Raw genomic sequence first — 18994 nt, 5'->3', positions numbered from 1 at the left:
GATAGCAGTTGCCGGGCCCAATAAGACCCGGCAATACCCGTTTTCGGTTGGCTTACTCGGCTGCCCAGATCTTACGGCGGCGTTCCTTGACCATCTCGTTGCCCTGGTCGGTTCCGTCATGGAAAGTATTGAACCACTCATCCCACGGCGTTTCCCAGGTGCCGTAATTGCAGTCAAAGAACCTGTGGTGCAGCTGATGAAAAAAGTCGCCGACCAGGAATTTACCCTTGTTGCCGAACTTCACGTGCTCGAACCCGGCATGAGAGGTCGGCGCGCCAATCCCGTGGTGAAACAGCAGAAAGATGGCGTGGATCGGGTGAGACGGCAGCAGGAAGAAAATCATCGTGTCGAACATGAGAAAGAAGCTTTCGACCGGATGCATCGCCAGACCTGACCATGGTCCGGTATTGATGTTGCGGTGATGCCAGGCGTGCACCTTGGTATAAAGCGGGCCGACATGCAGCAGCCGGTGCAGCCAGTAGAAATGGAAACCTGCCCAGATCGGAATGAACACAACCATGGCAATGAACCAGATCGGATTGCCATCAAGGGAAATCATCGTCACCCACCCATTGGCGTAGGCATACAGAATGAAGCATTCCCAGAACGTCCAGAATGTCAGCGCCGGACCCAGGGTCCAGAACATGTTGTCCCAGACCTGGTTTTTGAAGGTAAAGACCTTGGCGCCTTTCATCATCGGGCGCATGTCATATCGGTATTCGTCCTGCTGGGTGCGGAATTTCCACAAGGCCAAATGCAAGCCGCCCGCAACCACCATAAGGATGCAGAAATTGCGGAACCAGATCTCGGCCACCCAATCCCAGCTCAGCGTTTCGACCCGGGCCAGAGACGGGGTCAGATAGGTCCACGTGATGATCGCGAAGACCAAAAGCAACGCGCGCAGCGCCAAGGGATTCCAGCTTTGCAGCAGGTATCGCAAGGTGGCCAGAGGCTTCATCGGCCAGTCCCAATAGGGCGAGGTCTGAATTGGCAATTGCGGGGTATAGTTCCAGATCTTGCGCTTTGGGCGCGGCTGGAGTGATGAATCCGACATGATGTGGCTCGTCTGTTCAATTTGCTGATCGCCACCTTAGGATCTGTGAGGGAAAGCTCAGAACTTATTGTCTTGCCGGTCAGCCTAAGTTTTGCTTAGCCTGATTTCATGGCAACCCGAATTCCCTCGCTGAACTGGCTGCGCGTTTTCGAAGCAGCAGCACGCACCGAAAGCTTTTCCCGCGCGGCCGCACAGCTGAACATGTCCGCCGCCGCCGTCAGCCAGCAGGTCAAGGCGCTGGAAACCCGCCTTGGAACGCCACTGTTTCACCGCCACCCCCACGCAGTGACACTGACCGAGGCAGGCCGCGCCTATCTGCCATCGGTTCAGCAATCGCTGCTGATGTTGGAAACAGCAACGACGGGGCTGTTCGGGGAAACACGGGAACAACGGCTTTATGTTCAATCCGTTCTGCTGTTTGCACATGGGGTTCTTGCCAGTGGTCTGCCCGCCTTTCAGGCAGAGCAACCTCGCATCAACTTGTCACTGTCCACAGGCAACATGATCACGGATTTCGCAAACCAGTTTTCTGATCTGCAAATCGTGTTCGGCAATCCGGCCCTATTGAACACCGAATGGGACGAGTTGCTGAAAGAGCGCCTTTTCCCGATCGCTCCGCCAGAGACAGCCGCGCAGATCAGATCGCCCCAGGACCTGTTCAAGTTCACCTTGATCGAGGTCTCAACACACCGCGCAAGCTGGCCGCACCTGTTCGAGGCCTTGCGCCTGCCCGCCGGTCAAGCCCGCTATTTCTTCGCCGACAATTCCCTGATGGCGGCCGAGTTGTCGGCCAGTGGCGGCGGCATTGCGCTGGCCCGCGCGCCCGCATCGGACAGGATAATGCAACTGTCGGGACTTGTCCCCTGCCTGCCCGGTATCAGTGTTCCGGGACAGGAAGCCTATCATTTGATCTATCCATCGCGCACCGCGCTGCGTCCTCCGGCTCGTATGTTTCGCGATTGGCTGCTGGACTATAGTGCAGCCGTCCAGACGCGGTAACGTCCTTGCCCCGTGACCTCCCGGATCAGGCCGCGACGCGTGAAACGGTCGAGGTTTCTCTGAACCGCCGCACGCGAGGCTTGGGTCAGTTCCTCCGCCAAAGGTGCCGATATCATGGGCCAGGCCGTCAACGCGTCAAGCAATAGCGGAGGCGTCCGGCCGCTCAGATCCTGCGTGGCGTCACGCGCGCGCTGTTCCCACGCGCTGACACGATCCAGATGCAGCAGTGCGGCCAGAACCGCCTGCCCTGCTCCGCTCAGCCATGCCTCCAGTTTTTCTCTCGGCTCGCCAGTCCCGCGCAACGCGCCCGGGCCGGACAGCGCAAGTGGAAGAAACAGTGCCCCGCCCCGCCCCATCTTCGCGGCAAGGCGCGCGGCTATGATTGCCGCCTCGGTATCCTGTCCGATGCCCTGCGCCAGACTGCGCCATGCGTGAAACCCAACTGCTGCCTGCGTTATCGGGTGCAAACTGTCCGTGTTGCGCATGACGTCAGCCAGATCGGCCACTGCTTCGGGTACTTCTTCGACCCCCTGACCCATTCGGTCCAGAAACGCGGTCAATCCGGACTCCCACCCGCCTTCTGACGGGTCGGCACCTGTCGTCAGGCGGCGCACGGCCCAGCCCGCGCGAAACAGGGCCTGAATGTCATCGCCGGTCGAGCCCAGCCGCAAACCCGTCCACAGCGCCAGACGATCGGCGCTGATCCGGTCCCCCGTCCACCAACCCAGGTCAGACACTTCCATCAAGGCCAGACGATGGCCCCATCCTTTGGGCCCCGCCCGCAGACGCTCGTCCAACGCGCCGAAGGTGACCGCGACATCGGCCAGTTCATTGGACAACTCCGACTGCCCTTCATACCAGTCGCGTGGATCGAACAGCAGGCGTTCCTGCATCCGCGTTCCGGGCGGCAGATAGTCCGGAAGCGCTTCATCTTCGTCCGGAGGCAGGAACCAAAGGTCTTCGTCCTCGGACGGGTCCGCGTCATAGATACTTGGCGGGCCGAGCGGATCGGCCTCATCATCCGGGTCAGGAAGGACGGTTCGGGGCTTCATGCCCGCTATTCTTCGGGCAAATTCGCGGGTTCACAAGGCTATTTCGCGGCTCAGCCAGCAAACAGCGCAGTCAACGTGTCCAACTGCCCACCAAGGTCAGTTTGCGTGTCGCTGCCCAGCAGCATGTAACCATAGCCACCCTGCGCCCATGTGGCCGTGGCCAACCCGCTGAGAACCGCCTGTTTTACGTCCTTGTTCGGGGCCCCCGGGCCCTGCCGAATGACACAAAAGGCCAAAGGCTGCCCCTGCGCATCCGCAAATACAATCTGGATCAGAGGTTTGCCCTTGAACGACAGGACCTGCGCCCGCTTCAGATCAAGGCCCGGCAGCGCCTCGAGCGCATTACGGTTCAGGGACCGTCCAAGCTGTTCCTCGGCCTGTGCGAATTGCACATCCAGCGCGGCAGGAGAGTTGTCCAGCGTTGCAATCGTATCCGGCACGTATAGCGACTGATAGATCGCGGCCTGTTCCGCCCAGCCCATCTCGGCCGGGCGCGTTGCCCAGAACGTCGCCGACACCGCAATGACAGCAACCGAAGCCGCAACGGCAAGCAGACGCCATGAGCCAGCGACCGAGCTTGCAGATGTTGATGCGTAGGTATCCGGCAAATCGACGTGCGGCGTTTGGGCAGGCATCGCCTCGAACACCTGCTTCACCACCGGTGCAAACGGGTCCAGCGCCATCAGACGTTGTTCCAATGCAGGGTCATCCGCAACCGCTTCTTCGATCGCGCGGGCCTCACCCTCGTCCAGGGTGCCTTCCAGATACGCCATTAGCGTCTCGTCGGAAAACTTCATTTGCCACTCCGTCGAACGACATCCGCTGCGTCTTGCTGCATCACGTTTTTCAGTTTCTGCCGGGCATTGGAAAGCCGGCTCATGATTGTCCCTATCGGCACCTCCAGCAACGCGGCAGCCTCGCGGTAGCTATAGCCTTCGACAAACACAAGCATTACCGTCTCGCGCTGCGCTTCTGGCAGTTGCATCACCTGTGTAAACACTTCAGTGGCGAAAATATTCGTCTCAGAATCGTTTCCGGGTGCAATTAAATCCGCCTCAGGCGTGACGGACAGCGCCTGCGCCTTGCGGACCGAGCGCGCTCGTACCTCATTCAGCCAGATCGAGCGGCAGATCGTCATCAGCCAACTGTCCAGCCGGTCATGCGAGGTAACCTGATGGTGCCGTTCCAACGCGCGCAGACATGTGGATTGCAGAAGGTCGTCGGCCACGTCAGATGCACCGGACAACGCCAGACCAAACCGCCAGACACGTTTCGAATGTATCTGGATCGCGCCGCGCACAGCCTGTTCAGAACTGATCTCACCACTCATCGAATAATTTGCGACCTGTGTGTGTTTGTTTTTCACGGACCGGGCCCGCGGGGTCAGGATTGACACAGACTCAGGAGGAAAGAAATGAAACTTCTGCCTGCAGCAGTCACGATTGCGTCGGCAATTGTTGCAGGCCCGGCGCTGGCGGACAGCTGGACACTGGCCCCGGAAGGCTCGCACCTGGCATATGGCTCGATCAAGAAAGACACGGTGGGCGAGGTCAACAGCTTTACCCGTCTCAGCGGTCACGTCAGCCCCGATGGCAAGGCTGACATTAAGATCGACCTGTCTTCAGTCGAAACGAATATCGACATTCGAAATGAACGGATGATCGAATACGTGTTTCGCAAAGCCGGAAGCGCAACGCTGACGGCCCAGTTCGATATGGATGAGGTCTCGAGTCTTGGCGTGGGCGAAACCACCACCATCGATGCCGAGGCCATCTTGTCGCTGGCAGGCACGGACGTCGCGTTCGATGCCGAAATGTTCGTAGCGCGCCTGTCCGAAACTTCGGTCATGGTCTCAACCAACGATATGGTTTTCCTCAGCACGGAAGATGCAGGCGTCAACGCCGGGATCGATACGCTGATGGAACTGGCGGACCTGCCGGGCATTACCCGAACCGTGCCGATCACCGCGCGACTGATCTTCAACAAGGACGACAAAAAGGCCGAGGCAGGACCCTCGGCCCCGATCACCCTCGCCGCCATCGAGGGCGACATTAAGGCTGGCAAAAAGGTCTATCGCAAATGCAAGGCCTGTCATCAGTTGCAAGAGGGCCGCCACGGGGTCGGCCCCTCGCTGCACGGGATCATCGGCGCGACAGCGGGTCGGAGCGACGGTTTCAAATACTCCGGCCCCTTGCAGACCTCTGAAATTGTCTGGACGGCAGGCGCGCTCAGCGCGTTTCTGTCCGATCCGAAAAACACCGTTCCCGGCAACCGGATGCAGTTTCCCGGACTGAAGAACCAGACAGAGATCACCGATCTCATCGCCTATCTGCAATCTGAATCGCAGGGCTGAACCGAAATCCCGCTTTTCAATCGTTGGGTTGCCACGCTATCCCTTGTGCTGAACTACTGGCACAGGGGACAGGCATGAGCGATACGGTCAAACTAAATCTGGACGAAATCCGGCAGCTAAGCCTGAGCGTACTCATAAAATCCGGGTTTGGATCAGCCCACTCAGCGGCCATCGCAGACATGCTTACCACTTGCCAGATCGATGATTGCCAGTCACACGGACTGTTTCGCCTGTTCATGTGTACCGAGACAATGCAGGCGGGCAAGATCGATGGCCATGCCGCGCCGGTTTTGGTCCCGTCAGACAACGCGATCGTTCGCGTGGATGCCCAGGGCGGCATGTCGCTGCTGGCGTTTCAGCAGGCCTTGCCGGTTCTGTTTGAAAAGACCCGGACCCACGGTATCGCCGCGATGGCGATCAATCGGTGCTTTCACTTCTCTGCGCTCTGGCCCGAAGTAGAACGCCTGTCATCGGCCGGGCTTGCCGCGATGGCAATGGTTCCCAGCCATTCGTGGGTGGCCCCCGCAGGCGGAACACGCGGCAGTCTGGGCACCAACCCGCTCGCCTTCAGCTGGCCCCTGTCAGGAAAAGATCCGTTCACCTTCGATTTCGCCACCAGCGCCTTTGCCCGCGGTGAGATCGAACTCTATAGAAGGGCAGGAAAACCGCTGCCCGAGGGCGTTGCCATCGACAAAAACGGCAATCCGACTACTGATCCTAAGGCGGCCATGGACGGTGCCATGCTGACCTTCGGCAGCTACAAGGGGTCAGCCTTGTCGATCATGATCGAGTTGCTGGCCGGCCCCCTGATCGACGACCTGACCAGTCTGGAAAGCATGGCGTTTGCCGAGGGCGCGGGCGGTGCGCCCTATCACGGCGAGATCATTCTGGCATTTGACCCCGATCAGTTCAGCGGCGGCAAAACGCAGGAGAACGACGCAAGGGCCGAACGGCTTTTTGCCGACATTCTGGATCAGGGCGCGCGGTTGCCGTCGCAGCGGCGATTTGCGGCCCGCGCCCGCAATACTGCACGCGGGTATGTCGAAATCTCCAAAAACCTGTACGACGATTTGCAGGCTTTGTTGTAACTGTAGAGGCGGGTCGTTTTCACCTCTTCCCCTCTTGGGCGGCGCTGGATAAGAAGTCCTTCCAACCGTAGTTCAGGAGGCCTCATTGGACCGCATCGCCCGCACTATCGCTACCGAGATCAACGCGCGTCCCGAACAGGTGGGCGCAGCGGTCAAGCTGTTGGACGAAGGGGCCACCGTGCCTTTTGTCGCCCGTTACCGGAAAGAGGCGACGGGCGGGCTGGATGATACGCAGTTGCGGGTTCTGTCGGACCGCCTGACCTATCTGCGCGAACTGGATACCCGCCGCGACAGCATCCTGAACTCAATCAAGGATCAGGGAAAGCTGACCGAAGACCTGGCCAAATCCATCGCGCAAGCCGACACCAAAGCGCAGCTGGAAGACATCTATCTGCCGTACAAACCCAAACGTCGGACCAAGGCGATGATCGCCCGCGAAAACGGGCTGGAGCCGCTGGCCGATGCCATTCTGGCCGACCGTTCTGCCGACCCTGAAGCCCTGGCCCAAGGTTTTGTGAGCGATGCGGTACCTACAACCAGGGACGCGCTGAACGGTGCCCGCGACATCATCACTGAACGCCTGACCGAAAATGCTTCGCTGCTGGGTGAACTGCGCAGCTTCATGCAACGCGAGGCAGTGCTGAGCGCAAAGGTGATTGAAGGCAAGCAGCAGGAAGGCGCGAAATTCAGCGATTACTTCGACCATTCCGAGCTGTGGTCCAAAGTGCCCTCGCATCGCGCGCTGGCAATGCTACGCGCCTCGAAAGAGGGGATCGTGACGCTGGACATCGCGCCCGAACCCGAAACCGGCGCAACACGGGCCGAAGCGATTGTGGCCGCACATCTGCAGACACGCAGCGATGGGCCGGCAGATAAATGGCTTCGCAAGGTGGCGGGCTGGACCTGGCGGGTGAAACTGTCACTGTCGATGATGGTCGAACTGATGGCGGACCTGCGCGGCCGGGCGCAGGAAGAGGCCATTCAGGTGTTCTCCCGCAACCTCAAGGACCTTCTGTTCGCGGCGCCTGCCGGCGCACGCGCAACGCTGGGTCTGGACCCCGGAATTCGTACCGGCGTTAAGGCGGCTGTGGTGGATGCAACCGGGAAAGTGGTAGCCACGGATACCTTGTATCCGTTCCAGCCCAAAAACGATCTGCGCGGGGCGCAGGCTGCAATCCTGAACCTGATCTCGGCCCACAAGATCGAACTGATTGCGATCGGCAACGGCACCGCCAGCCGCGAGACCGAGCGATTGGTAGCTGACACGCTGAACCTTTTGCCTAAGACGGTGAAGGCCCCGACAAAGGTTGTGGTCTCGGAAGCCGGTGCCTCGGTCTATTCGGCATCGGAACTGGCCGCGCGGGAGTTTCCCGACCTCGATGTGTCACTACGCGGCGCGGTGTCGATCGCCCGGCGACTGCAGGACCCCTTGGCCGAATTGGTCAAGATCGAGCCGAAATCGATCGGTGTCGGGCAGTACCAGCACGACGTCGACCAGCACCGCCTTTCCCAATCGCTTGATTCCGTGATCGAGGATGTGGTGAACGCCGTGGGCGTCGACCTGAACACGGCCTCGGCCCCGTTGCTGTCGCATGTTTCCGGTCTGGGGCCTGGGCTGGCCGAAGCGATTGTGATGCATCGCGACCTGCATGGCGCGTTTCAATCCCGCAAAGAGCTGCTGGATGTCGCCCGTCTTGGTCCGCGGGCCTTCGAACAAAGTGCGGGCTTCCTGCGTATCCGCGACGGGGCCGACCCGCTGGACGCGTCCTCGGTCCACCCCGAGGCCTATGACGTCGCGCGCCGCGTCGTGGCGGCATGTGGACGTGACATTCGGCAAATCATGGGACATGACGGCGCCCTGAAAGGTCTGCGGGCCGAGCAGTTCGTCGACGACCGCTTTGGTCTGCCGACGGTACGGGACATTTTTTCCGAGCTGGAAAAGCCCGGACGCGACCCGCGCCCAAGCTTTGTGACCGCCTCATTCACCGACGGGGTGGAAGACATCACTGATCTCAAACCCGGCATGATGCTGGAAGGGACCGTCACCAACGTTGCGGCCTTTGGGGCATTCGTGGATATCGGCGTTCATCAAGATGGGCTGGTGCATGTCAGCCAGCTGGCCGACCGGTTTGTCAAAGACCCGCACGAGATCGTCAAGACCGGTCAGGTCGTCAGGGTTCGTGTGGTGGAGGTCGACGTGCCCCGTAAAAGGATCGGTCTGACCATGCGCAAGGACGGAGGCGCCTCTGCGCGTCAGGAGCAAACCTCGCGCGGCGCGGGAAAGGCCAGCGGTCAACCAAAAAACCGCAACACGCAGCGAGCGGGCTCAGGCGGAAACGCGCAAAACGGCGCACTGGGTGACGCTCTGCGCTCCGCGCTCAAAAACCGTTAAACGTCGCTGGCCAGCGTTTCGTGACAAGCTGGTCGCACTGCCATTTCGTGGGCGGGACTTGCCGTTGGTTCTGGGTCGAGTCCTGGCACTCAAATTTGATTTTTTTCGAAAATTTATGGCACGCGGAATGACGTTTGGTTACGGAAACAGTTTCGGGTGCCAACAGACAGATCGTCCAGATATACGCGCGGGTATGATGGTGCAATCTACCAACAGGCCAGCGCAATTAATTGTTTAACGAAGGTTTGTTATGAGGTTTCCTGTGACTTCTGCGCTTTCTGCTGGCCAGTTGTAAAACCGTTGGATTTGACTCGACAAGGCCCCGCACCTTCACCGGTTCGGCGGTCACATGACATCGGCGCGAAACGACCCGTTTCCTCAACGCATCCCCGCAATTGACTTTTGCATGGCTACAATCAACGCATCGCGTTTTTGCGACAACTCGCCCGGTGTCATGCCCCTTGCTTCGGCCTGAACGCCCTCGGTCAATTGTTGAGCGACCTGATCGGACAGATGGATCTGACCCAGATCGTCCCACCAGCCGTTGAACGTATCGGCGAAGTGATCGCAAAACGCCTTCAGCCCACCTTCACCCGCCCCAAGATTGAACAGCATGGTCGGCCCCATAGCCGCCCACCTGAGCCCGGGACCGGCCCAGACGGCCTTGTCGACATCCTCGACAGAAGCCACACCCGAGACAACCAGACTGACGGCCTCGCGCCAAATGGCCGCCTGCAGACGGTTGGCCACGTGACCGGGCACTTCCTTGCGCAAACGGATCGTTGTTTTTCCAACGCTTTCGTAGAATCCCTGCGCCGTCTCGACCACCCCGGGGGCCGTTTTGTCGTTTCCCAACACCTCGACCAAGGGGATCAGGTGCGGCGGATTGAACGGATGGCCCAGCACAAAACGCGAGGGATCCTTCCAGCCGGGCTGCATCTGGCCCAGAGTCAGGCCGGACGCCGAACTGGCGACAATTGCACCGGGGGCCAGGGCGGGCTCGATCACGGAAAAGGTTTCATGCTTGACCGGCAGCCGCTCAGGCACGTTTTCCTGCACGAATCCGGCGCCTTCGACCGCGCTGGTCGCGTTTGTATGGAAGGTGATCGCGTCGGGCGTGCCATCTTTGGTCAACCCAAGCTCGGTCATCGTGGGCCACGCCGTTTCGATGTAGTCGCGCACCTTACGCTCAACATCGGAGGCCGGGTCGAACATCGCGACCGAACGGCCGGATGCCAGAAACAAGGCCGCCCAACTGGCGCCGATCACCCCGCCGCCAAGGCAGGCCGTGTGTTTGAACTCCATCAGAACAATCCCGGATTGAGAGGGGATGCGGCGGTCATGCCGCCATCCACAGTAAACAACTGGCCTGTGGCGAAACTCGCTTCGTCCGAGGCAAGCCAGACCGCCATGCTGGCGATGTCTTCGGGCTTGCCGAAACGGCGCATCGCATGTCGGGCAAGCGCATCCTGCCGCGCGGCCTCGGGGTTTGATGCAAGGTCGAAACCTGCATCCAACATGCCCGTTTCGATCCAGCCCGGGCAGATTGCGTTACAGCGTATTCGGGGACCATGATCCACGGCAATCGACCGGGTCAGCCCATGCACAAAGGCCTTGGACGCATTGTAAAGCGCCATCGAAGGATCCGCGACCTGCCCCGAGATCGAGCCGATGTTGATGATCGACCCGCCTTGGGGCATTCGGGGGATATATGCGCGACACATATTGAACACGCCCCGGCAATTGGTCCCGATCACGGTTTCCCAGTCAGCGTCGGTGCTGTCAGCCACCGTTCTTTCGACCTGAACGCCGGCATTGTTGACCAGAATATCCATCCCGTCCGTCGCAATGGCCAATTCCTCGACGGCAGCGGCGTCCGTGACGTCCAGCGGGTACCAAGTGACACTGTCTGGCAGCCCTTCGGGCCTCGGGCCACGCCCGCAGGTCGAAACCGTCGCATCCTCGCGCAGAAAGGCCTCGACAATCCCGCGCCCGATGCCTTGGCGGCCACCGGTCACAAGTGCTCTTTTTCCAGCCAGCCGCATCAGTTCGCCACCATTGCCTTGCCACGCGGACATTTTCCGACAGGCCCTAACATTGCGCTGCGCACGATCTCGGCGCCGTCCCGGTTGATATCCAGTTTAGCCGATGGAGCGGTCCGGATGATTACACAGCTTTGCCGCTTCCTGGCACCAAAGAACGGGTATCTCGTTTCGTATCCCAACGCTTCACTCATAGCTTCATCTGCTGGACCTGCGCGCTCAGCCCTCCGTCAAGAACCCAAAGCTGGCCGCTGGCATAGCGCGCCTCATCCGATGCCAGCCAGTTGACCAGGTTGGCGATGTCGTCCGGCGTGCCATAGGTGCGCATCGGATGCACATCCCGGACCGCCTTCTGCAATTGGTCGATAGTTTTGCCGCCGCCACCCGAACCGTCGCCGGTAAAAAAGCTTTGCAGCATGGGTGTGTCGACATAGCCCGGGCAGATTGCGTTGACCCGAATACCTTCGGGCCCGTGGTCGCAGGCCATTGCCCTGGTCAGGGCGTGAACCGCGCCTTTGGTTGCGCAATAGGCAGCCAGTCCCGGGTCGGCGATGAAGCCGTCGTAGCTGCCAAAATTGATGATCGATGCCGTCGTGCCGGCGGCAGTGGCTTTTCGCATCAAGGGCAGGGCATGTTTTGACATCAGGAAGGTGCCGGTCACGTTGACGGCAAAGGACAGGTTCCATTCTTCCAGAGTGGTCTGTTCGATGGTCTTTTCGATCTCGATCCCGGCCGCGTTGACCAGAATGTCCAACTGGCCCGCGTTTTCGGCGACCTGCTCCATAGCCGCAACGGCATCCGCTTCCTGCGTGATGTCGAGTTTGACGAACACGCTGCCGTCGTCGTCATGCGTGGCCAACGATCCCTCGGGCGTCAGGTCAGCCGCATAGACCCGTGCACCTTCTCGCAGAAAACGGGCGACGATGGCGCGCCCGATGCCGCCTCGGCCGCCTGTGACCAGCGCGGTTTTGCCCTTCAGCATCATTCTTGGTTCTCCTTCAAAGGTGAAAAGCGGTATCTGGCCGCGGCTACAGTCCAGTCCATGTGATTGCGCACATATTCCTGAGAAGCGTCGCGCGGCGGATTGTAATCCCAGGCCTCACCCGCCCCGGCTTCCATCGCAGCATGAAGCGCATGACGGGATTTTTGTGTTGCGATGATATCCGCACGCAGCTTTTCACTATCCCAGCGCTGGTCAGTTTCGGCGGCGAAGGCAGCAGAATGGGCGGCATAAGCCGGATCGTCCGCGACATTCACCGTTTCCAGTGGATCAACGGACAGGTCGTAAAGTTGAGGCGGGTCGAGGTCACAATGGATGTATTTCAGCGACCCGCGCCGGATCATGAAGACCGGGTAAGGGGTCATCTCTGCACAATACTCACCGATCGCTTCGTCGACGATGTCAGCTTCGCCGCGGGCCAGCGGCATGAGTGAACGACCATCCACCGGTTCGCCAAACATCTCCGCTTGCCCCCCAGCAATTTCAACGAAAGTCGGCAGCAGGTCCAGCAGTGAACAGGCGTTGAGAGCTGTCCCTTGCGCAACACCCGGCCCGGCCATAATCAGTGGGACGCGGGCAGAATGCTCGAAGAAGTTCATCTTGTACCACAACCCCCGCTCGCCCAGCATATCCCCGTGATCGGCGGTCACGACGACGATAGTGTTTTCCAGCTCTCGGATATCTTCGAGCGCCTTCACAATCGCCCCGACCTTGCTGTCGAAATAGCTGACATTGGCCAGATAGGCGCGGCGGGCGCGGCGCACCTCCTCATCCGTCAGAGAGACATAGCTCGCCTCGATTCCGTCCATTACCCTGCGCGAGAACGGGTCCTGTTCCTCGGGCGTCAGTGAGGTGTCCGGCATCGGAACATCCGCATCCGTATACAGGTTCCACCATTCAGGCTTGGCCACGTAGGGGTCATGAGGGTGGATGAAGCTGGCGACCAGGCAGAACGGCACTTTGTCCCCGGCCGCCCGATCGCGGCCCCGGTCAATCAGCCAGCGGCGGGCTGCGAACTCGACCTCATCATCGTAATCGGTCTGGAACGTCGCGATGGCTTCGCCGCTTTCCTTGACCGTTTGCATATTGTGATACCACTTGTCGATCCGCTCGTCAGGGGCTTCCCAATCTGGTGTCCAGGCGAAATCGGCAGGGTAGATGTCGGTTGTAATGCGGTCCTGAAATCCGTGTTTCTGATCCGGTCCGACAAAATGCATCTTGCCTGACAGGCAGGTTCGGTATCCCAGCGCCTTAAGGTAATGTGCAAACGTCGGGACCGAAGCGCGAAACTCACTGGCATTGTCATAGGCCGCAATCCGGCTGATCAACTGCCCAGACATGAAGGCAAAGCGGGACGGCGCACACAGAGGAGAGTTGCAGTAAGCCGCATCAAACCGCATACCGCGTGCCGCCAGCGCATCGATGTTCGGTGTCCTGACCGTCGGGTGGCCGTAAGCCCCGCAGAAATGCGGGGCAAGTTGATCGGCCATGACCACAACGATGTTGGGCCGTGTCACGGCGCGGCCCTTGCGTAAGCGTCCAGAACCAGCCCATGGAAGTGATGCACCGCATGTTCGGACTTGCCCGAGCCGCTCGGGTCATGAACGATACGCCCTTGCGTGAAGGCAGGCGTACCCATCCCGCGCTGAACGCTTTCGACGATATCGATGTCTTCGCGCTGCAGAACCTCGTCGAGATAGCGGATCGCCTCCTGCTCTGCCTCGTCCGGTTCCGGAGTTTCGAGGAAGAAGTCATAGGTCTCAAGCGTGCGGTCAGGTCCCACGGGGATGATGTTTAGCACGATCATCGATGACCGGCCCGGGTAACGCATCAGGCAGGTGGTGGGCCACAACCACCAGACGGCATGAGTACGCACAGACGCATTCGACACGTCATAGGCAGAGTTTGCGCTTTTGCCTGCGTCGGCCATATGGCTGGAATAGATGCCGTAGGTTGTAACCTTATAGGTGTCCATATCCACCAGATCGCAAAAATCCTTATGCGCGGTCGGGCAGTGATAACACTCAAGGAAATTGTCGACGACGTTCTTCCAGTTCGACTTGATGTCATAGGTCAGGCGATGGCCAAAAGTCAGCTGTTCAATATCCGGGGCCCAATGGCGAATTTCCGTTTCAAGGTTGCCCGACACTTCGCGCAGGGGGCGCGCTTGGGGGTCCAGGTTGACATAAACGAAACCTGCAAATTCTTCGACTTGCACTTGATCAAGGCAAATGTCCCGGGTGCTGAACCCGGTCAGGCTTTCCGTTTCGGGCGCGCGCACCAATTGGCCGTCCAGCTTGTAAACCCAGGCGTGGTAGGGGCACATAATGCGGGTCGTTTCCCCCTCACCCGACAGCAGGTGATGCGCGCGGTGCTTGCAGACATTGTAGAATGCCCGCAATTCCCCCTCGCGGTCGCGCACGACGGCAATGGGCCGACCGGCGATTTCAACCGTCACATAAGATCCTGGCGCGCGCAGCTTTTCGACGTGACAAACCCATTGCCATGTCTTGGCAAGGATTTCATTCAAATCCACCTGATGCCAAACCGGATCAACATAGGCCTCGGCCTTCAACGAGCTTGTGTTGAATGGATCTGGACTGAAGCCATCGGAAATCCGCTGGAATTGTTCTTGGGTTGGCAGCTCGTTCATTGGTAACTCCAAGATTTCGGACCCGCGCGGTCCGGTGGACTGGCTTGCGAAGCGTATGATCCTTTGAAATCAACTCACGCTGTTGATTTTTTTCGCCTCTCAAATGACTATTTTCGCCATCCGCAGAGTTGTGCATCAAGACTGCCTGGGCTTGCGATGCATCGGCCAAGCCCGGTATTCAAACGGGACCCGCCCCTCGATCCGATCCTGACTGGGCGGCAAGCCAAACCTGTCTCTGTACGAGCGGCTGAAATGCACCGGGCTGGAAAACCCCGATGCCATTGCAATCTCGGAAATCGGCATTTCTGTTTGCGTCACAAGCCCCCGCGCCCGGTCCAGCCGGATATCGCGATAATAAAGCGCCGGAGTTTTCTTGATAAAGGTGGCAAACATCCGATCAAGTTGACGGTGCGAGACACCCGCGCGCCTGCATATCTCGGGGATAGACACCGTTTCTTCCAGATGTGCCTCCATGATCTGGATCGCAGATTTCAACGTCGCCGGAACAACCGCTCCTAAAGGCTCGCTGCCTTCAGGTTGCTGCATCGAAGCGGGGCCCCGCAAGCGGTCGTGAAAAATGTATCTGGCGGCCGCGTTGGCCAGCGCGCTGCCGTGAATACCCTGCAGTATCTGCAGCGCAAAATCCACCGAAGCACTGCCGCCGCAGCACGTGATTCGGTTGCCGTCTAAAACGTAAAGGTTCTCAACCACTTCCACGCCTGGAAACAGTTCCTGAAATGCGTCGATATGTTCATAGTGAACAGTCGCCCGACGACCGGAAAGCAATCCGGCCTGCGCCAGAATGAACGCACCCGTATCCAGTGCGCCCAGCGTTACGCCACCTCGCGCCCAACCGCGCAACGTATTGCCGATCTTGGGCGTCAGATGTTTTTCCGGGGTCCAGCTGGTCGAAACGATCACGATATCCCGCTGACCTGCAGCGCTTTGATCGATCGCCTTGGTTTCAATCCCTGCACCATTGCTTGAGGTGCAATATCCACCGGATTCTGAGACAAATTCCCAACTGAAATAAGACCGTCCGTCCAGGTAATTTGCCGCACGAAACGGGTCAATAAAGCTCATGGTTGCGGACAAATTGAAATTTGGCGCAACAATCACCAACAATCGGGTTTTGCCATCCATAGTCTTCACGGTCGCGTTTTCCGGCCACAAATCTCAATCGAAGTACGATCGCTCTACCTTCGACCTGCGGGTGTGGATTTGCAACGCTGCCCACCCCAAAACCTATGGATTTGGGGTGGGCGACGTGTACAAAACGGCGCGGTCAACCTGGCTGATATCTCAACCTAGGCAGCGACCGCGGCAACCTCTTGCCGTTCATCCCTTGCGAAGAACACTGCGTAGAGGACCGGCGCGGCGACCATTGTCAGGATTGTGGCAAAGGCTAAACCTCCCATGATCGTGACAGCCATCGATACAAAGAACGCATCCGTCAACAAGGGCGCCATTCCCAGAATGGTGGTGATCGCGGCCAGAATGACAGGACGCAAGCGCGAAATCGACGCTTCGATGATCGAGTCTTTCAACGGCTTTCCGGTCGCGCGGACCAGATCGATTTCTTCGACCAGCACAATCCCGTTCTTGATAAGCATCCCGGACAGGCTGAGCAGCCCCAGCAACGCGGTAAACGTAAAGGGCAACCCGGTACCCAGAAGGCCGATCACCACTCCGTTCACGGACATGGGCACCAGCAGCCATATGATCAGAGGCTGGCGGATGGCGTTGAACAGCAACACCGATATCAGCACCATAATCAGCAGGCTCAGCGGTAATTGTTTTCCAAGGCTTTCCTGAGCATCGCGCGAGTTCTCGTATTCACCGCCCCACTCCATTTTGTATCCGGGTGGAATTTCCATTGCCTCGATCGCTTCGCGCACCTCGGCGTGCACTTGCGCGGCTGTCATGTCCGGCGGAATGTCGGCACCGACTGTAATCGTCAGGACACGATTTCGGCGATGTACACGGGTATTTTGGGTTTTGTACTCAAATCCATCGACCATCTGTTCGATTGGCACCCACTTTTCGGCCTGCGTTGAATAGACAACCTGATCGACCACGGAATAGTCGCCATCAACCGGTCTGCGCAGGATGATCGGGATCAGGCGGTCGCGTTCACGGAACACTCCGCCGGTGATGCCATCGGTGGAAAACAAAAGTGTCGCCGCAACGTCTTCGCGCGTAACGCCCGCGGTTTGCGCCCGTTCGGTTGCGTAGATTGGCTGAAGCGCCAGTTCCTTCTCGCGCCAGTCGTGACGAACGCCGATGACATTGTCCGAAGCATCAGCCATGCGCCGCTTGGCCTCTTCGGCGAGTTGGCGGAGCACCATCGGATCGCTGCCGGAAAACCGGGCCTGAATCGGATCACCACCGCCGGGGCCGAAGACCAGCCGCTTGGTGCGGAACTCTCCTTCGGGGTACAACGCCATGCCATACTCTTCCAGGTCAGCCTGAAGCTGCGGGATATCGTCCAGAGTTTCCGTACGTATGATCATATGCCCGTAACTGGGATTGGGCTTTTCAGCGGAATAGGTCAGCATGAAACGGGTCGCCCCCTGCCCCACAAAGGTCGCCACCGAGACCACATCGTCGCGCTTGCTTAGCCAGTCCTCGATCTGCGCCAGATCCTCGGACGTCCGCGCAATCGGGGTGCCTTGCGGCAGCTTGTAATGGACAAAGAAAAGCGGGGTGTTCGAGTTCGGGAAAAACTGCTGCTTCATCAGACCGAAGCCCGCAAAACAGGCCGCCGTCACCGCGACCAGTGCGATGATTACCAGCCAGCGGAACCTGAGCGCTGCTCTGAGGATCGTGCCATAGATCCGAAACAGCAAACCGCCATAGGCGTCGATTTCGCCTTCCTTACCCTGCTTGAAAAAGTAGTGGCCCAACAGCGGAGTGACGGTCAGCGCCAGAACCCAGCTCAGCAGCAGCGAAATTCCGATCACTGCGAACAGCGAGAACAGAAATTCACCTGTAGCATCGGGGCTCAGGCCGATGCCGGCAAAGGCCATGATTCCGATCACAGTCGCGCCAAGCAATGGTATCTGGGTTTTGGAGGCCGCGTCGTCTGCGGCATCGCGCGAGTTTTTACCGCGCAGCATGGCAATCTGCATGCCTTCGGCGACAACGATGGCGTTGTCGACAAGCATTCCCATCGCAATGATCAGCGCGCCAAGCGAAATCCGCTCCATCTCGATCGAGAACATCGACATGAACAGAACCGTGCCCACAACGGTCAGCAACAGCGTGCTGCCGACAACGATTGCGGCGCGCCACCCCATGAACAGGCCAAGCACCGCAACCACGATCGCAACCGACATCGCCAGATTCACCAGAAAGTCGTTGGACGCCTGTTCAACCACGACGTGCTGCTGGTAGATTGGCAGAATATCGACACCAAAGGGGATATTCGGATCCAGCTCTGCCATCTTGGTGTCAACGCGTTTGCCGACTTCGACAATGTTCTCGGTCGCCAGACCCGCAATCCCAAGCGTGAATGCCTCGACGCCGTCAAAACGGACGATCAGGTCAGGATCGTTCTGGCGGCCGCGATAGACATCTGACATGTCGAACAGGTTGATCACGTGGCCCTGAGAGCCGACCGACAAACCGGCGATTGCGGATACACTGTCCGAGCCTTCGGCCGTCAGCAGCGTCGTCAGATTGTTCTCGGATCGAAGTGAACCAGAAGCGTTGACCGAGTTGGCGTTGGCAATCGCTTCGTTGATCGCCTGCAGCGGTACGTTCTGGTTTACGGAAATGGCGAGGTCCGGTTCAATAAAGATTGCTTCCTCGGGAAGGCCCTGAACCTCGACATCGGCAACCCCGTCAACGGTCAGCAACTCCCGTCGAAGGTAAGTGGCCAATTCGTGCTTTTCGGCGTCGGAAAAACCTTCGGCGGTTACTGCATAGAACAGGCCGAACACATCGCCGAAGCCATCGTTCACATATGGCTGGTCCACGCCCTGCGGCAATCCGCGGGCGGCGTCCCTGACCTTGGCCCGAAGCTGGGTCCAGATATCCGGCAGCTCGCTGCCGTCATAGGTCGACTTGATCTCGACCTCGATCAGAGACTGTCCTGGGCGGTTGACCGAGGTGATGGTGTCCACCTCGCCCATTTGCTGGATGGCCGATTCCAGCGGTTCGGACACTTCCAGTGCCACCTGTTCGGCGGTGGCGCCGGGATAGGTTGTAACAATGACGGCCTGTTTGATGGTAAAGGCCGGGTCCTCCAGCCTTCCGAGCGAGAAGAAGCCCCAGATACCGCCAAACAGTGCGACGAGAATGATGAGCCACGTATAAAGCGGCCTGTCGATGGATGCGCGCGCGATGTTCATCGGTCC

At 59.1% G+C, this 18994-nt stretch carries 15 protein-coding genes; 4 read left to right on the top strand and 11 right to left on the bottom strand.

The features are described from left to right. Positions 1 to 52 precede the first annotated feature (52 nt). Positions 53 to 1054, bottom strand: coding sequence for a sterol desaturase family protein (locus tag AC2FIR_RS13770; protein WP_496762533.1), 1002 nt, complete (start codon positions 1052 to 1054; stop codon positions 53 to 55). 108 nt (positions 1055 to 1162) lie between these two features. On the opposite strand from AC2FIR_RS13770, the gene AC2FIR_RS13765 reads away from it, so the two are divergent. Further along, positions 1163 to 2053 (top strand): LysR family transcriptional regulator, encoded by an 891-nt coding sequence (locus tag AC2FIR_RS13765; protein WP_496746222.1) that lies wholly within the window; start codon positions 1163 to 1165, stop codon positions 2051 to 2053. On the opposite strand, the gene AC2FIR_RS13760 is transcribed toward AC2FIR_RS13765, so the two are convergent. The 3 genes from AC2FIR_RS13760 to AC2FIR_RS13750 are packed head-to-tail and all read right to left on the bottom strand — an operon-like array spanning position 2026 to position 4471. Next, positions 2026 to 3105, bottom strand: a complete 1080-nt coding sequence (locus tag AC2FIR_RS13760) for a helix-turn-helix domain-containing protein (RefSeq protein WP_496746220.1) — start codon at positions 3103 to 3105, stop codon at positions 2026 to 2028. The two genes, AC2FIR_RS13765 and AC2FIR_RS13760, sit on opposite strands and share 28 nt — an antisense overlap. A 50-nt stretch (positions 3106 to 3155) precedes the next feature. Continuing rightward, a complete protein-coding gene (locus tag AC2FIR_RS13755) occupies positions 3156 to 3902 on the bottom strand; it encodes an anti-sigma factor family protein (protein ID WP_496746218.1) in 747 nt (248 codons plus the stop codon). After that, positions 3899 to 4471, bottom strand: coding sequence for an RNA polymerase sigma factor (locus tag AC2FIR_RS13750; protein WP_480714123.1), 573 nt, complete (start codon positions 4469 to 4471; stop codon positions 3899 to 3901). Before AC2FIR_RS13750 ends, AC2FIR_RS13755 begins: the two co-directional genes overlap by 4 nt. Positions 4472 to 4519: 48 nt before the next feature. Between AC2FIR_RS13750 and AC2FIR_RS13745 the strand changes: the two genes are divergently transcribed. The 3 genes from AC2FIR_RS13745 to AC2FIR_RS13735 all read left to right on the top strand — a co-directional run bounded on the left by AC2FIR_RS13745 (position 4520) and on the right by AC2FIR_RS13735 (position 8938). Continuing rightward, on the top strand, positions 4520 to 5458 hold the full coding sequence (locus AC2FIR_RS13745) for a c-type cytochrome (protein WP_496746216.1): 939 nt from the start codon (positions 4520 to 4522) through the stop codon (positions 5456 to 5458). A gap of 74 nt (positions 5459 to 5532) precedes the next feature. Beyond that, on the top strand, positions 5533 to 6546 hold the full coding sequence (locus AC2FIR_RS13740; protein WP_496746215.1) for an Ldh family oxidoreductase: 1014 nt from the start codon (positions 5533 to 5535) through the stop codon (positions 6544 to 6546). Positions 6547 to 6631: 85 nt separating this feature from the next. Beyond that, positions 6632 to 8938 (top strand): Tex family protein, encoded by a 2307-nt coding sequence (locus AC2FIR_RS13735; RefSeq protein WP_496746213.1) that lies wholly within the window; start codon positions 6632 to 6634, stop codon positions 8936 to 8938. Positions 8939 to 9316: 378 nt separating this feature from the next. Here AC2FIR_RS13735 and AC2FIR_RS13730 read toward each other — a convergent pair whose 3' ends face one another. From AC2FIR_RS13730 to AC2FIR_RS13700, 7 genes are all read right to left on the bottom strand, one after another. After that, positions 9317 to 10243, bottom strand: coding sequence for a 3-hydroxyacyl-CoA dehydrogenase NAD-binding domain-containing protein (locus tag AC2FIR_RS13730; protein ID WP_496746211.1), 927 nt, complete (start codon positions 10241 to 10243; stop codon positions 9317 to 9319). Then, positions 10243 to 11016: an SDR family NAD(P)-dependent oxidoreductase gene (locus AC2FIR_RS13725; protein WP_496746209.1), complete on the bottom strand. Its 774-nt coding sequence runs from the start codon at positions 11014 to 11016 to the stop codon at positions 10243 to 10245. The genes AC2FIR_RS13730 and AC2FIR_RS13725 overlap by 1 nt, the downstream gene beginning before the upstream one ends. Before the next feature lie 154 nt (positions 11017 to 11170). Then, a complete protein-coding gene (locus AC2FIR_RS13720) occupies positions 11171 to 11965 on the bottom strand; it encodes an SDR family NAD(P)-dependent oxidoreductase (RefSeq protein ID WP_496746207.1) in 795 nt (264 codons plus the stop codon). Then, positions 11962 to 13497, bottom strand: a complete 1536-nt coding sequence (gene betC / locus AC2FIR_RS13715; protein WP_496762531.1) for a choline-sulfatase — start codon at positions 13495 to 13497, stop codon at positions 11962 to 11964. Before betC ends, AC2FIR_RS13720 begins: the two co-directional genes overlap by 4 nt. Further along, the gene (locus tag AC2FIR_RS13710; RefSeq protein ID WP_480813605.1) at positions 13494 to 14633 is read right to left on the bottom strand and encodes an aromatic ring-hydroxylating oxygenase subunit alpha; all 1140 of its coding nucleotides are present in this window, start codon (positions 14631 to 14633) and stop codon (positions 13494 to 13496) included. Before AC2FIR_RS13710 ends, betC begins: the two co-directional genes overlap by 4 nt. Before the next feature lie 135 nt (positions 14634 to 14768). Continuing rightward, positions 14769 to 15776: a GlxA family transcriptional regulator gene (locus AC2FIR_RS13705; protein ID WP_480813623.1), complete on the bottom strand. Its 1008-nt coding sequence runs from the start codon at positions 15774 to 15776 to the stop codon at positions 14769 to 14771. A 164-nt stretch (positions 15777 to 15940) separates the two neighbouring features. Beyond that, positions 15941 to 18988, bottom strand: a complete 3048-nt coding sequence (locus tag AC2FIR_RS13700) for an efflux RND transporter permease subunit (protein ID WP_170611420.1) — start codon at positions 18986 to 18988, stop codon at positions 15941 to 15943. Between the last annotated feature and the right edge of the window lie 6 nt (positions 18989 to 18994).

Source organism: Ruegeria sp. CDSB136 (genome assembly GCF_059610965.1).
The sequence above is the reverse complement of the archived record's forward strand: the minus strand, read 5'-3'. Positions and strand labels throughout refer to the sequence as shown.

Coding starts and splice junctions, on each gene's coding strand:
- AC2FIR_RS13730 (WP_496746211.1), bottom strand. CDS start 10,243: ATGGAGTTCAAACACACGGCCTGCCTTGGCGGCGGGGTGATCGGCGCC.
- AC2FIR_RS13710 (WP_480813605.1), bottom strand. CDS start 14,633: ATGAACGAGCTGCCAACCCAAGAACAATTCCAGCGGATTTCCGATGGC.
- AC2FIR_RS13765 (WP_496746222.1), top strand. CDS start 1,163: ATGGCAACCCGAATTCCCTCGCTGAACTGGCTGCGCGTTTTCGAAGCA.
- AC2FIR_RS13705 (WP_480813623.1), bottom strand. CDS start 15,776: ATGGATGGCAAAACCCGATTGTTGGTGATTGTTGCGCCAAATTTCAAT.
- AC2FIR_RS13740 (WP_496746215.1), top strand. CDS start 5,533: ATGAGCGATACGGTCAAACTAAATCTGGACGAAATCCGGCAGCTAAGC.
- AC2FIR_RS13755 (WP_496746218.1), bottom strand. CDS start 3,902: ATGAAGTTTTCCGACGAGACGCTAATGGCGTATCTGGAAGGCACCCTG.
- AC2FIR_RS13700 (WP_170611420.1), bottom strand. CDS start 18,988: ATGAACATCGCGCGCGCATCCATCGACAGGCCGCTTTATACGTGGCTC.
- AC2FIR_RS13720 (WP_496746207.1), bottom strand. CDS start 11,965: ATGATGCTGAAGGGCAAAACCGCGCTGGTCACAGGCGGCCGAGGCGGC.
- AC2FIR_RS13760 (WP_496746220.1), bottom strand. CDS start 3,105: ATGAAGCCCCGAACCGTCCTTCCTGACCCGGATGATGAGGCCGATCCG.
- AC2FIR_RS13725 (WP_496746209.1), bottom strand. CDS start 11,016: ATGTCCGCGTGGCAAGGCAATGGTGGCGAACTGATGCGGCTGGCTGGA.
- AC2FIR_RS13745 (WP_496746216.1), top strand. CDS start 4,520: ATGAAACTTCTGCCTGCAGCAGTCACGATTGCGTCGGCAATTGTTGCA.
- AC2FIR_RS13770 (WP_496762533.1), bottom strand. CDS start 1,054: ATGTCGGATTCATCACTCCAGCCGCGCCCAAAGCGCAAGATCTGGAAC.